The following is a 16,411-nucleotide window of genomic DNA, read 5'->3' as shown; positions in this document are numbered from 1 at the left end:
ACTAGTCGAGTCGGCCTGCGCGGAAGATGTAACGGGGCTAAAATCATTCACCGAAGCTGCGGACTTGCATTATGTGCAAGTGGTAGAGGAGCGTTCTGTAAGCCTGCGAAGGTGTCTTGAGAAGGATGCTGGAGGTATCAGAAGTGCGAATGCTGACATGAGTAACGATAAGGGGAGTGAAAAACTTCCCCGCCGAAAGACCAAGGGTTCCTATCCCATGCTAATCAGGGTAGGGTGAGTCGGCTCCTAAGGCGAGGCTGAAAGGCGTAGTCGATGGGAAACAGGTTAATATTCCTGTACCGGCCAATACTGCGATGGGGGGACGGAGAAAGCTAGGCAAGCGCGGCGTTGGTAGTCCGCGTGAAAGTGTGTAGGTTGAGAGACTAGGAAAATCCGGTTTCTTAAGACTGAGACACGAGACGAGTCACTAAGGTGATGAAGTTGCTAACGCTATGCTTCCAGGAAAAGCCTCTAAGCTTCAGGTATTGGTGACCGTACCCTAAACCGACACAGGTGGTCAGGTAGAGCATACCAAGGCGCTTGAGAGAACTCGGCTGAAGGAACTAGGCAAAATAGTACCGTAACTTCGGGAGAAGGTACGCTCTTTGATGTGAAGCCCTTGCGGTGTAAGCATTGGAGAGTCGCAGTGACCAGCTGGCTGCAACTGTTTATTAAAAACACAGCACTCTGCAAACACGTAAGTGGACGTATAGGGTGTGACACCTGCCCGGTGCCGGAAGGTTAATTGATGGGGTTAGCGCAAGCGAAGCTCTTGATCGAAGCCCCGGTAAACGGCGGCCGTAACTATAACGGTCCTAAGGTAGCGAAATTCCTTGTCGGGTAAGTTCCGACCTGCACGAATGGTGTAATGATGGCCAGGCTGTCTCCAGCCGAGACTCAGTGAAATTGAAATTGCGGTGAAGATGCCGTATACCCGCGGCTAGACGGAAAGACCCCGTGAACCTTTACTATAGCTTGGCACTGAACATTGACCCTACATGTGTAGGATAGGTGGGAGGCTTTGAAGTTGGAACGCTAGTTCTGATGGAGCCGTCCTTGAAATACCACCCTTGTATGTTTGATGTTCTAACGTAGGTCCCTGAATCGGGATTGCGGACAGTGTCTGGTGGGTAGTTTGACTGGGGCGGTCTCCTCCTAAAGAGTAACGGAGGAGCACGAAGGTTGGCTAAGTACGGTCGGACATCGTACGGTTAGTGTAATGGTAGAAGCCAGCTTAACTGCGAGACAGACACGTCGAGCAGGTACGAAAGTAGGTCATAGTGATCCGGTGGTTCTGTATGGAAGGGCCATCGCTCAACGGATAAAAGGTACTCCGGGGATAACAGGCTGATACCGCCCAAGAGTTCATATCGACGGCGGTGTTTGGCACCTCGATGTCGGCTCATCACATCCTGGGGCTGAAGTCGGTCCCAAGGGTATGGCTGTTCGCCATTTAAAGTGGTACGCGAGCTGGGTTTAGAACGTCGTGAGACAGTTCGGTCCCTATCTGCCGTGGGCGTTGGATGATTGAGTGGAGTTGCTCCTAGTACGAGAGGACCGGAGTGAACGAACCGCTGGTGTTCGGGTTGTCATGCCAATGGCATTGCCCGGTAGCTACGTTCGGAACGGATAACCGCTGAAAGCATCTAAGCGGGAAGCCGGCCACAAGATGAGTCATCCCTTAGACTTCGAGTCTACTAAAGGGTCGTTGAAGACCACAACGTTGATAGGTGAGGTGTGGAAGCGTGGTGACACGTTAAGCTAACTCATACTAATTGCCCGAGAGGCTTAACCATACAACGCCCAAGATGTTTTAAGAAAAGAATACAGTGTGAATTTACTTATCAGATTGCCGAATATTGGAACACGTTTTTATCAAATCCTTCCATGGATTTGACCCTAACGGGCCGCACTAAAGTGCGTTAAAACGTGTTCCCTACAAGTTTTTGCCTGGTGGCAATAGCGCTGTGGAACCACCTGACTCCATTCCGAACTCAGAAGTGAAACGCAGCTGCGACGATGGTAGTGTGGCATTCGCCATGCGAGAGTAGTACACCGCCAGGCACCTCATTCAATAGAAAGCCCTACTCGCAAGAGTGGGGCTTTTTTATTGGTTGAAATACCCTAGCCGGTGCACTGCTCGAGCCGGGCGACACCATGCGACAAAAACGTCTGGAACGTTTTTGGACAGCTTTAGCTGGCCGCGCAGCGGCGAACCCCAGGCAAGGGGTGAGCAAAGTAGTACAGTGAGGCCGGAAATACGACAAGCCAACAGTTTGGTTTGACGCCGGCTGAACGCCCTTCGCTCTGCGAAGGGCATGAAGGCACCTCATTCAAGCAAAAGGCTTATCCTAACGGGTAAGCCTTTTTGTGTTGAAGCGCCTCGCGGCGCTGGTGGCATTGAGCAAAGCCATCCTTGGCCTGCATCGCTTCGCGACCTGCCTGCGGCAGTCCAAATTCGTGCCCGACGAATTTGTCGCCATGCGATTTGGTACTTAAGAATAGTAAAAGGCAATTAAAGCAGTTAGCTCGAATTGTTCCGAGTAACGAAGTACGCCGTTAGACAAATTTTTAACGGGACGTCACCATCATGCTCAAAACTCAAAACTCAAAACTCAAAACTCAAAACTCAAAACTCAAAACTCAAAACTCAAAACTCAAAACTCAAAACTCAAAACTCAAAACTCAAAACTCAAAACTCAAAACTCACCGTTTATACACCTTCCATCTTAACGTGTGTTCAGTACTGCCCAATCTCCGGGTTCGCTCTAATCAACGCGTGCAGTATCACTGACAAAACGCTTCCAAGCAGTGAATCTTAATAATTTTTGCCGATAAATTTCCTGATAATTTAGTGAGATTGTTTTGGCTTTGTTCTGTCGTTATTCCATGTTGATTAACCGCAAAAGCTAATACAGCAAGGTCAGGGAGTTCTAGTATGGATAGTGTACTTCCTTAAATATGAGAATCGCATATGCGTTTTGTTAAACCGTTCTGTAGTTTTTTACTTGTTTGCTCAGTAAGTTGGGGAGGGCAAGCTACCACTCCACTTGAGTACGATGATGTATTTGAAATTGAGTTTGTGTCTGATCCTCAACCCGATAGTAAAGGCGAAAAAATTGTTTTTGTGCGTAATTGGATGGATCGTCAAACAGACCGCCGGCGTTCTGTGTTGTGGTTAGCGGATGCAAAGGGGCAATTACAAGCGCTTACCCATTCTGCTCAGAGTGCTTCTTCACCACGTTGGTCACCTGATAACAGTAAGCTTGCCTATTTAGCTGATCAGCAAATCCATTTGTATTGGTTAGATAGCGGCCGCAATGTTCAACTAAGCCATCTTAACCATTCTCCTGCTAATCTAAGTTGGTCGCCAGATGGACAATGGTTAGCTTTTACCATGTTCACCCCCGTGACTAAAGCACCTCCAGTAACCTTACCTGGTAAGCCAGCTAATGCTGAGTGGGCTAAAGCGCCTATTTATATCGATAATAAACAATATCGTGCTGATGGTGCCGGTTATTTACCAGCGGGTTTTACGCAGGTGTATTTAATTGCTGCGGACGGCGGTAGTGCTATTCAATTGACTGACGAAGAGTTTAACCATGGCAGCAGTTTAAGTTGGCATCCTGATGGTTCTGCTTTGTATTTATCGGCTAATCGGCATGCAGATTGGCAAACTGCGGTCTCTAATTCCGAACTATTTCGTTTAGATATTAAGACGAAACAATTAACGGCGTTAACCGATCGCTTTGGGCCAGATACGCAACCGCAAGTTTCTCCTGATGGTAAGAAGATTGCTTATTTAGGTTACGATGATCGTAAATTAGCTCATCAAGCTATGCGCTTATATGTAATGGATATTGATGGCAGCAATAGTAAGAATTTAACAGAAGACTTAGATCGGGGTATTGAAAGCTTCCAATGGCAAGCGAACAGTAAAGATCTGTATATTACTTACGATAGTGAGGGCAAAGGTTTATTAGCTGAGTTGTCTGGAAATGGCCGAGTAAAAGTATTAGCTGATGATTTAGGTGGATCTTCTTATAGTCGGCCTTATTCAGGTGGTCAATTTGCGGTTGCCAACAATGGTTTAGTGGCTTATACGCAAGCCAGTACCGCCCATCCTGCTGAGTTGGCGACATTACAACGCAATAAAAAACAGCAGCTAACTTCATTTAATCGTGATTTATTATTTAAACGCGAAATAGGTAAGGTTGAAGAGTTCTGGTACGAATCATCTGTTGATAAACGTAAGCTGCAAGGCTGGATAATTTATCCGCCGGCTTTTGATACCAGTAAAAAATATCCTTTGATCCTTGAGATCCATGGAGGCCCACATACTGCTTATGGTCCTTACTTTACGATGGAGTTGCAATTATTGGCATCGCAGGGTTATGTCGTGCTTTACACCAACCCTCGCGGAAGTACGAGCTATGGTGAAGACTTCGCTAACTTGATACATCATAATTATCCAAGCCATGACTTTAATGATCTCATGGATGGTATTGATCAAGTGGTTGCTCGTGGTTTTATCGATGAGCGCGAATTATTCGTTACTGGCGGCAGTGGTGGTGGCGTACTAACCACATGGAGTATTGCTCATACTAAGCGCTTTGCTGCCGCGGTTGCGGTGAATCCGGTAATTAACTGGTATTCTTTTGTGTTAAATGCCGATATGTACAGTTACGTTAGCCAGTATTGGTTTCCTGCTTTACCTTGGGAAGATCCTGAACACTATCTTAAATACTCACCTATTCAGCATGTTGGCAAAGTCGAAACACCCACCATGCTCTTAACCGGTGAATCTGATTTCCGTACCCCTATTTCTGAAACTGAGCAATATTATCAGGCATTACAGTTACGTGGCGTAGAAACTGCGATGGTGCGGATCCCTGGGGCATCGCATGCCATACATACACGGCCAAGTAACATGATGGCGAAACCCGCCTACATTATTTACTGGTTTGAAAAACATCGACAAAAAACCGCTAAATAGTGCGTAAAAAGCCCAGTTTATTCTGGGCTTTATTTTATTTACTAAAAAGTGTATGTTTTCTATTCATTCAGGTGGGAGCATCATGTTTTTTACTTTACCTTTAGTCGGTTCTTTGTATAATGGCGACTCCAACGCTAGGGGCATAGTTCCAATTGGTAGAACAGCGGTCTCCAAAACCGATGGTTGGGGGTTCGAATCCCTCTGCCCCTGCCACTTCTTCTTATGACAATGTATTCTCAAGCACATCTCACTTTATTAAAGCAGCTTGCTGTGGTGCCGTTGCAACCTAAATCTGAGTTTTATCCAGATTGTTCGCAATCGCGCTCAGCTGAAGCTACTTATGCGCGCCAGAGTGAATCTATAACCAATGTTGAGGCTAGCAAGCTGGATGTGCTGGTAGCAGATATTGAATGTCTGTTGGCATCGTTTGGCATCACAGACTGGCAAATAAACCCCAACGCTGTAGACATTCATTTCCAAGAGCAGCAATTAATTACCCCATCACTCGTGGCACTTAAACAACCCATGTTAAAGCGTCAGCTATGGTTATTGTTATCTGAGTATGTCGATGCCTGAGATCCGGCTACTAAGCCTTGAGGATTTGCCTACCTTAGTCAACATCGAGTTGGCAGCTAATTTATACCCTTGGACTGAAGGGGTATTTCGTTCTTGTTTTAATCAGCAATATTTTAATTATGGTGTTTTTCAACATGAACAGTTGCAAGGGTTTTATATTGGCCAATTTCTGGGGGTAGAAAGCCAATTATTTAATATTGCCGTTGCGCCGCAGGCGCAAGGTCAGGGTTTCGGTAAATTATTACTTGCACACTTTGTAGCACAGAGTACCGAACGTAATGCTTTAGATGCCTGGTTAGAGGTTCGTGCAACTAACCAACAGGCATTGCATCTTTATCAGCAAGCGGGTTTTATCGAAACAGGCCGCCGCAATAATTACTACGTTAGCGCGCAGGGCCGCGAAGATGCATTGCTGATGTGCTTACCCTTAGCGTTTAGTTAATTGCTACGGCTGCTTTTTAGCAGAGGTTTTTGTTGCTATTTTGCTAAAACGGAAGCATATAACTGAATGCTTTATTACCCGCAAAATAACAGATGGTTTATCTTAACAGTTAGCCACCCATTCACAAAGCTGCAAGCCTGATTATGCCTGATATTGTTTGTTTAACGCTGTGGCAATAAAGCCGAGTGCTTGTTTTTTTTCATGGGCAACGTTTTCGTTTTTTTGCAGGTTGCAGCGCCTGTTTAGCCTTACCAGACCCCTTGATGAAAAGCATTGATTGTTTAAAGCGTCAGGATCAGCGAAAATAGCCACCAATGATGTTAAACATAATGGATCTAGCAAACGAAGGGCTCTACTGCGGGCTCTGCAATTATTTGTCGAAATCCATGCAAAAATGAAAAGACTTTATTAATGGCAGACCAAAACTTTCTTAACGAAATCAATTCTAGAAGAACTTTTGCAATCATATCTCACCCCGATGCCGGTAAAACGACGATCACTGAAAAAGTGTTGTTGTTCGGACACTTGATCCAAAAAGCCGGTACTGTTAAGGGTAAAAAATCGGGCCAGTTTGCTACTTCAGACTGGATGGAGATGGAAAAAGAGCGCGGTATTTCCGTGACAACTTCCGTCATGCAGTTTCCTTATCATGATTGTTTGGTCAACCTACTAGACACGCCGGGGCACGAAGATTTCTCTGAAGATACCTATCGTACCTTAACCGCCGTCGATTCCTGTTTAATGGTCATTGATGGTGCTAAAGGGGTTGAAGATCGCACCATCAAACTGATGGAAGTGACACGCCTGCGTGATACGCCGATCGTCACTTTTATGAACAAAATGGATCGGGATATTCGCGATCCGATTGATTTATTGGATGAAGTTGAAAGCGTTTTAAAGATTGCTTGTGCACCTATCACTTGGCCGATTGCCTCAGGTAAAGAATTTAAAGGCGTGTATCACATCTTACGTGACGAGGTCATTTTCTATAAATCGGGCCTCGGGCACACTATTCAAGATGTTGACGTGATCAAAGGCCTCAACAATCCTGAACTGGATAAACGGCTTGGCTATTATGCACAGCAATTGCGCGATGAAATGGAGTTGGTGCAAGGCGCGAGTAACGAGTTTGATCAAGACTTGTTTTTGAAAGGCGAACTGACGCCGGTGTTCTTTGGTACGGCTCTAGGTAACTTCGGTGTGGATCATATGCTGGATGGCTTGACCGAGTGGGCGCCTACGCCGCAACCCCGAGCGACAGACACGCGTACAGTGCAAGCTACGGAAACCGGCTTTAGCGGCTTCGTCTTTAAAATTCAAGCTAACATGGATCCGAAGCATCGAGACCGTGTTGCGTTTATGCGTATCGTGTCAGGTAAGTATGAAAAAGGCATGAAAGTGCGTCATGTACGCATTGGTAAAGACGTTTTGATCCCGCAAGCGTTAACCTTTTTAGCCGGTGATCGCGAGCATTTAGAAGAAGCTTACCCAGGCGATATTATCGGTTTGCATAACCATGGCACCATCAAAATTGGTGACACCTTCACCACCGGTGAAAATATGCAATTTAGTGGTATTCCGAATTTTGCACCGGAGTTATTCCGTCGTATTCGCTTACGTGACCCACTGAAACAAAAGCAGTTGTTGAAAGGCTTAGTTCAGTTAGCGGAAGAGGGCGCTGTGCAAGTGTTTCGTCCGCTGGATAACAATGACCTGATTGTGGGTGCTGTCGGGGTGCTGCAGTTTGATGTGGTCGTGCATCGCTTAAAATCAGAGTACAACGTTGACGCGCTGTACGAGAGTGTGAATGTGAGTACCGCGCGCTGGGTTTACTGTGATGATGCTAAAACACTGCAAGAGTTCCAGAATAAAGCCAGTAATAACTTGGCCTTAGATGGCGGCGATAACCTGACTTATATCGCACCCACGATGGTTAACTTAAACCTCGCTATTGAACGTTATCCGAAAATTAAATTCCTTAAAACCCGCGAGCATTAACAGGTTGCCGTATGAATATTAAACACCTTTTAACTGTGAAAACCCTTGCCGCCTTTCAACAGCTTGGCTTAACCGAAAACGTTAATGCGGCTGTTACGCAAAGCACGCGGCCAGAATTTGGTGATTATCAGATCAATGGCGCTATGGCGGCAGCCAAGTTATTAAAAACCAATCCGCGGCAGCTTGCGCAACAGTTACTAGAGCTGCTCGATATTGCCGACATGGCCGAAAGCGTTGAAATAGCGGGGCCTGGTTTTATCAATGTGAAGTTAGATAAAAACTGGCTTGCATCGCAATTAACGACGGCAGCAACCGACAGCCGTTTGGGCGTTGCGGTGAATCCTACACCGCAAACGGTGGTGGTGGATTATTCTGCGCCTAACTTAGCCAAAGAAATGCACGTTGGCCATTTACGTTCAACCATTATTGGTGATGCGGTTGTACGAACCCTTGAGTTCTGGGGGGATACCGTGATCCGACAGAACCATATGGGCGATTGGGGCACGCAATTTGGTATGCTGATAGCGCATTTAGAAGACAAAATCGCCGCCGGTGTCGATTTAGAAACGGTCGCCTTAGCCGATCTTGAAGATTTCTATCGGGAAGCGAAAAAGCGTTTTGATGATGAAAGCGGTTTTGCGGATAAATCACGTGATTACGTGGTAAAACTACAAAGCGGTGATGCGCATTGCCAAAAACTGTGGCAGATGTTTATTGATACCTCGATTAAACACAGCAACGACGTTTATCAGAAACTGAATGTCACCCTGACGAATGCCGATATCAAACCTGAAAGCGCCTATAACGCCATGTTACAACCGATTGTTGCTGAGTTAGTCGCAAAAGATATCGCGGTTGAAAGCCAAGGTGCTTTGGTGGTGTTTTTGCAAGAATTAGCCGATAAAGAGGGTACCCCTTCACCTTTTATCATTCAAAAAACCGGTGGGGGTTTCTTATATTCGACCACCGATTTAGCCGCGTGTCAGTATCGCAGCCACGAATTAGCCGCTGATCGCATTATTATCTTCACGGATGCACGGCAAGCTCTGCACTTTAAACAAGTCGAATTAGTGGCACGCAAGGCCGGTTATTTAGCCGAGCGCACAGCCTACGATCACTGCCCGTTCGGCACCATGATGGGTGAAGATGGTAAACCCTTTAAAACGCGTACTGGCGGCACAGTAAAGCTGGCTGAACTCCTGGAAGAAGCGGTAGTTCGCGCCAATGCGGTATTGCAAGATAAAGTGACCGATTTATCAGCAACTGAGATGGCTGAGATCGCCCGTAAGGTTGGCATTGGGGCGGTAAAATATGCGGATTTATCGAAAAACCGTACCAGTGACTATATTTTTAGCTGGGATGCAATGCTCAGCTTTGAAGGCGCTACCGCACCTTACTTACAATATGCCTATACTCGGGTACGCAGTATTTTACGCAAAGCTGAGGTTGCGGCTGATTTTCATGCTGAAATCGTGATTGGCGCCGAGCAGGAAAAATTGTTAGCTGTTAAATTATTGCGTTTTGAAGAAACCTTACAACAAGTGATGAAGGAAGCTCAGCCGAATTTACTGTGTAATTACTTGTATGAACTGGCCAGTTTATACATGACGTTCTATGAAGCCTGTCCTATTCTAAAAGAAGGTGTTGAACCAGCAACGCGTGACAGCCGTTTAATGCTGAGTATTTTTAGCGCCAAGTTATTACACAAAGGCTTGGACCTTCTGGGTATTGAAGTAATGGAACGGATGTAACATGAAAATCGACGCGATTCGCCGCAGCTACACCAAAGATAAATTGGATCTCGACCAGCTCGATGCCGATCCCATTGTGCAATTTGAACAATGGTTAAAAGATGCGGTGGCGGCAGAATTGCCCGATCCGACCGCAATGTGTGTAGCGAGCGTCGACGCTGAGGGGCAGCCGTCACAGCGGCTGGTATTGTTAAAAGATCTGAACCCGAGCGGCTTTACCTTTTACACTAACCTTGGCAGCCGTAAGGCTACCGAGTTAGCAGCTAATCCGAAAGTTTGCTTACATTTTCCGTGGCATCCTCTCGAGCGCCAAGTGATCGTTTATGGCACGGCAGAACGCGTGCCTACCAGTCAGGTAATGAAGTATTTCTTATCACGACCCAAAGAAAGTCAGTTGGCCGCTTGGGCATCTGAGCAAAGTCGGCCGGTGTCAACGCGTTTGGCACTGATGCAGAAATTTGCGGAAATCAAAGAGAAATTTTCGCATGGTGATGTGTCGTTACCCGATTTTTGGGGCGGCTTTTTAGTCCGTCCTTATCAAATTGAATTTTGGCAAGGCGGTGAGCATCGCTTACATGATCGCTTTATGTATCGGCAAACGGATCTTGGCTGGCAAATTGAGCGGCTGTGCCCTTAACGCGGCAGTAAAAAAGGACTCGCGCGAGTGAATAACCCCCAAATAACAACTCGCTCGATGCATTACCCGCTATTCGACACCCATTGTCATCTTGACTTACCCGAGCTCTGGCATGCATGGCCAGAGCATTGGCGCCTAGCACAGCAAGCTGGGGTGCAAGCCTTGTTAATTCCAGCAGTGGCTAAAGAAAATTGGCCGCGTTTACTGAAGCTGTGTCAAACCAACCCGCAATTTTATCTTGCTTTGGGTATCCATCCTTGGTGGGCCATTAAACATCACTTAGCGGATATTGATTTGCTGGCGTTGCAGTTGCAACAGCCAGAGGTATCGGTGCAGGCCATCGGCGAAATTGGCCTTGATTTCGCGTTAAATGCGGACAGTTTTGTCATACAACAGCAATTGTTTGCAGCACAATTAGCGTTAGCCAAACGGCATAAATTACCGGTGATCTTGCACCATCGTAAAAGTCAGCCAGCGTTATTAGCGGAAATTAAACGTCAGCAGTTTAGTGAAGGCGGCATTTTGCATGCGTTTTCAGGAAGTCAGCAACAAGCGCACGCTTTTATCGATGTGGGATTCAAATTAGGTATCGGTGGCACTATTACCTATAGCCGAGCGGAAAAAACACGGAATGCGGTCAGTAAATTACCGCTGTCGGCTTTAGTGTTAGAGACCGATGCACCCGCTATGCCGCTAAGCGGTTTTCAAGGGCAGGTCAATACGCCAGCGCAGTTAGCACAGGTGTTTGACGCTTTATGTCAATTAAGGGATGAATCCCCACCGCAGCTCGCTGCGGCGTTGTGGCAAAACAGTCGTCAGGTCTTGCGACTGAGTTAACCGGCGAAAAGGTTTAGGTAAAGAGTATTAGGCTTGGGGAGTAGGTGGTTTGCGATAGCGCTGACTTAACTGACTAACGTTGCGTTTCAGTAACATGCCCACCGCGCCAGTAAGTAGCAACAGACCTAAGATTTGTTGCATTAACTGCTGCCAAGAATGATAGCCCGGAAACAACTTTTCATCCTGCAATAAACTTAATTTGATATAGCCAAGCAATTCGTTGTTCACTCGAATTTCTTCTACCATCGGGATTAACGCTAAAGGCTGGTCGGGGCGATACAGTAAGCGTGCGGCAGAATTCGCTTCTGACCAACTGATCCTGACGCCATTCGCATCATAAACCACGACATCATGTAAGAACGGATTTTCAGCAATATGTTGAGTTAATTGCGACAAGCCTTCCAATTCGTCATTTTCTAATAAATAACCGGCGGTGTAAGACATGGCAATTAAGGTTTCACGCATCAGCAGTTTATTTTGTTGCATCAACAGTTGCTGACCTTCAGTGCGTGCTGCGCCCCAGCTATGCAAAATAAACCAAATACCTAATACGGCTAATGCCAGTTGTAATAAGGTAATAAAGCTTGAATATCGATGACCTGATAGGCTATGGTGCTGCATATTTTTAATCGCTAAATGACGTCGGCAGGTCGCTGCCTAAAGTGTTGTAGCATGCCATGGTCATTCAGTTAAGTATAGGGCAGAGCGTGTCGAATTTTTCTAAAGTATTAGCTCCGTTTAATCGTGAGCTAAAGTCGATGTTAACTGAAGCGCAGCAGCCGTTGTGTTTAGAATGGCGAGCAGGGCAAATTCAGAGTGTGGCAACGGCTGATAGCGCTGCCAGTGGCCCAGTATTAATTTACTTTGGTGGCGAGCAGAGTTTGAGCCAACTTGAGCAGATTTTAGCTGCGCTGGCATTACCTTCTATGTTACTAACCGTCAGTGTCAATCAACCGCTTGCTAGCTTACCGGCCGGCCTGTTGTTGCAAAGCCCCGAACTGGCGCAACCTGAACAAGCGCGATTAAACCAGATCGCAGCAGCGCTAGATTGCCAGCTGGTATTTTTAGCAACGCGTCCAGCGTTATCGCAGCCCGGTTTATTACTGATGGATATGGACTCGACGGCCATTGAAATTGAATGTATCGACGAGATTGCTAAGTTAGCCGGTGTAGGTGAACAGGTGGCCGCCGTTACTGCCAGAGCAATGAACGGTGAGCTGGATTTTGCTCAAAGCTTGCAACAACGGGTGGCGGCATTAGCCGGTGCGCCTGAATCAGTGCTGCAGCAAGTATTAGATAAGTTGCCGTTAATGCCAGGGTTAACCGAGTTGGTGGCAACGTTACAGCGTCATCATTGGCAGGTGGCTATTGCCTCCGGCGGTTTTACCTATTTTACTGATGCCCTAAAGCAGCAACTGGGCTTAACGGCAACCTTTGCTAATCAATTAGAGATTGTTGAGGGTAAGTTAACGGGTAAGGTGTTAGGCCCCATTGTTGATGCAGAGCGTAAAGCGGCTGTTGTCGGCGAGTTAGCTGCGCAGTATCGCATTCCACTGGCTCAAACCATCGCCATAGGAGATGGCGCTAATGACTTATTCATGTTGCAGCAAGCTGGCTTAGGTGTAGCGTTTCATGCGAAACCCAAGGTGCAGGCGGCGGCCAAAGCGGCGATAACTTCCGGCAGTTTATTGCAGCTATTGTATTTGGTTGAACCCGCGTGAAGCATCAACAACATTCGTTGTTTGTTGATTTAAAAGACTATCATCTGCATGTTAGGCAATTAACACCGCTGCATGGTTCACTTGCGCCGGTGTTGTATTTGCACGGTGCAATTGAGAATGGGCGGATTTTTTACAGCCATTCAGGTAAAGGCCTTGCCAGCTTCTTAGCCGATCAGGGGTTTATTGGTTATGCCGTCGATTTTGCTGGTCGTGGTTTATCGCAACCCTCGCTGGCTGATGGTTTGCAGCAAAATCAGCAACAATTAATTTGTCATGATATTCCGCGCTTAATCGAGCATTTTTACGACTTACATCAACAGCCCTTAATCTTGATGTGTCATTCGTGGGGCGGCGTGTTGGCGGCGGCAAGTTTAGCCCGTCATCCGCATTTACTGCAGAAAGTTAAAGCCAAGGTTTGTTTTGGCACTAAACGCGTGATCAGTGTGCGATCGTTAGCAAAATGGCTGAAAATCGATATGGTATGGAATAGTCTTGCCCCTTGGTTAAGTCGGCAGCCTGGTTATTTACCTGCTAAACGCTGGCGTTTAGGGGCAGATGATGAGCCGCGACAATTTTTGTTGGATACCATTCGTTGGATCAAAGGTGCTCCGTTTAGAGATTGCACGGATGGTTTTGATTATCAGCAAGCTTGTCAGCAAGCGATGTGGCCAGCCATTTGGCATTTTGCCGCCGAGCATGATCGTGTGCTCGGTCACCCGAAGGATGTACAGGCTTTTATTGCAGAATGCGCTCAGCGTGAAGCGAAATTCAGTTTATTGGGGAAAACGCAGGGTTATTCGCAAAACTATGATCATATTTCTATGTTGACGCATCCCGCTGCAGCAACGGAGCATTTTCAAGAGCTCACGCTATGGCTAAAGAGCTTATAATGGCTATTTATCGCGCGCTAAGATAGCCATGCGTGCTTGCTGTTGAGCGGTGCAGGCAGCCGCATTATAACGAGCAACGATCTCTGCAGAGGTTTCTACACCATCAGCTACCCCTTCGACATGCCACAACTCTTCCTCTAACGTTTTTGCTTTGTGTATAGCATAAACACTGATATAGCCAATCTCCTTCGCGATATATTCTGAGTCAAGCTTACCGGTACGAGAAACATAGAGTTTAAAACTAAACAGTACATGATGTTCAATAGCATCTAAAATAAAGATTTGCAGATCTTCCGCTTGCTTAAACTCAAAATCATAATGGCTACTGAACTCCAGTTGACCATTGTCTAACGGGGTAACCCGAATATACAACTCAAATTGTTTTGACGGATCATGTCGCTTCATTTGCTTTAAAAAATGTGCGACTTCTTGCGTTAGCACGTGCTCTTTCGTCAATAAACTAAAGTCTAAGCTTTTGCTGCTCTGTTGCGACAGTTGCAGCAACTTATGAATTGCATTGGGCTGGGCGCCACGGCCTAACACATTTACGTCATGGCGTAGGCCTTTGCGATGAATAAAAACCGCAAAGTTATTCAGCGTTTTAACATACATATTGCGCAGTGCATCTGATAAGCCAGGGTACTTCGGTGTTTCTTCGGCCACAGTTAATTTGCTGCGGTTACTTTGAATTAACTGCTGAAAAAACGCCTTACCAACATGATAATCGGTTTGAGCAATTTTCAAATTCATAATGGTGCGGCTTTTACTTACTGCCATTACTTCGTAAGGTAAGTCCGATAATTGATGTTTGTTCGTGATTTTTTGTAGATCGGGTAATTCAAAGAGCAGTATATCGCCTTTTTGAAAATCGACAGGTTGGCTAAATTCAATTTGTAGGCCGCCAGTGGAAAAGTCTCGGCTAAAACTGCTGATGGGGGCTTGCTCTGGTTTGTTTCTTACCAGCACCGTGGTTTTATACAAATAACGCGACTCGGCACGTAAATTAATATAATGAATAGCTATCGCTTCACAGGGTTTGGCTTGCAGGGCTTTACTTAATCCAAATTTATTTAAGGCCGCTAATTTATTAGTTTGGTAAGTATAGGCCGAGTAATAACGCCGATGTTCAGCCGAACTGATTTCAGTGAGTGCGGCAATATAATGCATGTCTTTGAGCATACCCGCGATCAAGGGGAACGGTTTTTGCGTGTTTACCGCGCCGGGTATGGCAAATTCATTAATACTTTGGCTTACGTGAGTTTTTAATAAATTAAGATGGAATACACGCCAACTGGGCTTGCCAGCGCCAAACCCAAAAAACATCTCACGCAAAGCGGTTGATTCGGCAAGTTCAAGATCCGTCGCAGCATAAAAATACAATTTGCCTTTTGCTGCGTGAGTAAAGCAATACAAGATACTGGAGCGTTCGGTTGAGGTCTGGCTCAGCAGCAGTTTTAGCCGCTTTGCAGATAGTACATGGCTTAATACTGAGAGTTGCTGTTCATCCAAAAAATAATGCCAAACACTTTTGTTGTAATCACTGGTGAGGCAAAAACGGCTACTGACTTGGCCATCAACAACAGATAAATAAACCGGTAAAGTATTAATTCGCGGCAAATAGTATTGTTCATAGCCCTTGGTAATGACGGCGTCGGTGGTGTTATCTAAATTCACCTTGTAGCGGCGTTTATTACCGTGAATAAAACTATGTAAAAATTGATTAAACGAGCCTTCTTGTTCTGGATTCAAGCGCTTTAATCGCAAATAGTTATATTTATCCTGCTCATCCACTTCTAAAACTTGATAAGTTAAACCCTTAGGCAAATTCAAGGTGAATTCTTTTTCTAAACCACGCAAAGCCAAATTGAGGGTGTCCCCCACAACAATTTGCCGCCCCGCTGGTATTTTTAATTTACAACCACCAACAGACAGATCCGTGGTCATGGCACTAAAACGCTGATCCGCATGGCGGACTTCTACTTCAATGCCATAATTCATGCGCTCTTCACAGCGGCTGATATAATAGCCAAACTGCACTAATTTATTCGGGTTGTTGGTTTCTTCTTCTGGCTCGGTATTTTCTTGCGTGTTTGTGGGGTCGGGCAGCTGCAAACCATTACGGCGTTGTGCTAATGCATTACGAACACGCTCTTCGGTTTCTTTACGATGACGAACCCGAAAGTTATTGTCAGCGTTCATGACTTCTTCGTAGACGCCAATAGTGTATTGGCCGTAATCGTTAACGCCGTTTTCAAAGATCTGCCGTGCGGTATCATCTAGGTGATGGGTTTTGCCTAAATAGACAAAAGGTTTAACATCACCATCAACATGGCCGCGTAAATCAATGTAATAGTTGCAAGGCTGAGCAAGACGCTTCAGTTCCATTTTTAATAAAAACTGTTTTGACTTAGGCAGGCTAGCAGACAGACTAGCGAAAGTCTGCTCAAACTCGGGTGAGTTGATCAGTCCTTTCATCCTTTCAATAATGCCAGATTGCTCTTTAAAGTCGGTTGCAGTCATAGTCAGCTGATTCAGTTGCCAAAATTTTGGCAGCTTAGGGTTA

Annotated in this window: 12 protein-coding genes, 1 tRNA gene and 2 rRNA genes (1 of these 15 running past the window's edge); 13 read left to right on the top strand and 2 right to left on the bottom strand. The window is 45.9% G+C overall.

Annotated elements, in window-relative coordinates; all coding sequences use genetic code 11:
- From ACUJFL_RS14000 to ACUJFL_RS13950, 11 genes are all read left to right on the top strand, one after another.
- Positions 1 to 1,796: ribosomal RNA gene (locus tag ACUJFL_RS14000) — 23S ribosomal RNA — on the top strand; it begins 1,089 nt to the left of the window's first position.
- A 153-nt stretch (positions 1,797 to 1,949) separates the two neighbouring features.
- Positions 1,950 to 2,064 (top strand): 5S ribosomal RNA (gene rrf, locus ACUJFL_RS13995).
- 306 nt (positions 2,065 to 2,370) lie between these two features.
- Positions 2,371 to 2,499, top strand: a complete 129-nt coding sequence (locus ACUJFL_RS13990) for a hypothetical protein (RefSeq protein WP_445427812.1) — start codon at positions 2,371 to 2,373, stop codon at positions 2,497 to 2,499.
- Between the two features lie 475 nt (positions 2,500 to 2,974).
- On the top strand, positions 2,975 to 4,996 hold the full coding sequence (locus tag ACUJFL_RS13985; protein WP_445427811.1) for a prolyl oligopeptidase family serine peptidase: 2,022 nt from the start codon (positions 2,975 to 2,977) through the stop codon (positions 4,994 to 4,996).
- Between the two features lie 136 nt (positions 4,997 to 5,132).
- A tRNA-Trp gene (locus ACUJFL_RS13980) sits at positions 5,133 to 5,209 on the top strand.
- A 9-nt stretch (positions 5,210 to 5,218) separates the two neighbouring features.
- Complete coding sequence (locus ACUJFL_RS13975; protein ID WP_445427810.1) at positions 5,219 to 5,572, top strand: hypothetical protein; 354 nt, start codon at positions 5,219 to 5,221, stop codon at positions 5,570 to 5,572.
- On the top strand, positions 5,565 to 6,014 hold the full coding sequence (rimI, locus tag ACUJFL_RS13970; RefSeq protein WP_306178864.1) for a ribosomal protein S18-alanine N-acetyltransferase: 450 nt from the start codon (positions 5,565 to 5,567) through the stop codon (positions 6,012 to 6,014). The genes ACUJFL_RS13975 and rimI overlap by 8 nt, the downstream gene beginning before the upstream one ends.
- 411 nt (positions 6,015 to 6,425) lie before the next feature.
- A complete protein-coding gene (prfC, locus tag ACUJFL_RS13965; protein WP_226751997.1) occupies positions 6,426 to 8,012 on the top strand; it encodes a peptide chain release factor 3 in 1,587 nt (528 codons plus the stop codon).
- Between the two features lie 11 nt (positions 8,013 to 8,023).
- A complete protein-coding gene (argS, locus tag ACUJFL_RS13960) occupies positions 8,024 to 9,763 on the top strand; it encodes an arginine--tRNA ligase (RefSeq protein WP_445427809.1) in 1,740 nt (579 codons plus the stop codon).
- Between the two features lies 1 nt (position 9,764).
- The gene (pdxH, locus tag ACUJFL_RS13955; protein WP_226751999.1) at positions 9,765 to 10,400 is read left to right on the top strand and encodes a pyridoxamine 5'-phosphate oxidase; all 636 of its coding nucleotides are present in this window, start codon (positions 9,765 to 9,767) and stop codon (positions 10,398 to 10,400) included.
- A gap of 27 nt (positions 10,401 to 10,427) precedes the next feature.
- Complete coding sequence (locus tag ACUJFL_RS13950; RefSeq protein WP_445427808.1) at positions 10,428 to 11,237, top strand: TatD family hydrolase; 810 nt, start codon at positions 10,428 to 10,430, stop codon at positions 11,235 to 11,237.
- Positions 11,238 to 11,264: 27 nt separating this feature from the next.
- Here ACUJFL_RS13950 and ACUJFL_RS13945 read toward each other — a convergent pair whose 3' ends face one another.
- Positions 11,265 to 11,858, bottom strand: coding sequence for an AhpA/YtjB family protein (locus tag ACUJFL_RS13945; RefSeq protein ID WP_306178850.1), 594 nt, complete (start codon positions 11,856 to 11,858; stop codon positions 11,265 to 11,267).
- Between the two features lie 86 nt (positions 11,859 to 11,944).
- On the opposite strand from ACUJFL_RS13945, the gene serB reads away from it, so the two are divergent.
- Entirely contained in the window at positions 11,945 to 12,958 is a 1,014-nt protein-coding gene (gene serB / locus ACUJFL_RS13940) for a phosphoserine phosphatase SerB (protein ID WP_445427807.1), read from the top strand.
- The gene (locus tag ACUJFL_RS13935) at positions 12,955 to 13,848 is read left to right on the top strand and encodes an alpha/beta fold hydrolase (protein WP_445427806.1); all 894 of its coding nucleotides are present in this window, start codon (positions 12,955 to 12,957) and stop codon (positions 13,846 to 13,848) included. The genes serB and ACUJFL_RS13935 overlap by 4 nt, the downstream gene beginning before the upstream one ends.
- 3 nt (positions 13,849 to 13,851) lie before the next feature.
- On the opposite strand, the gene ACUJFL_RS13930 is transcribed toward ACUJFL_RS13935, so the two are convergent.
- Complete coding sequence (locus ACUJFL_RS13930) at positions 13,852 to 16,368, bottom strand: PilZ domain-containing protein (protein ID WP_445427805.1); 2,517 nt, start codon at positions 16,366 to 16,368, stop codon at positions 13,852 to 13,854.
- Positions 16,369 to 16,411 lie beyond the last annotated feature (43 nt).

The organism is Alishewanella sp. HL-SH05 (assembly GCF_052655985.1).
This window is presented reverse-complemented; position numbering and strand designations above follow the sequence as displayed.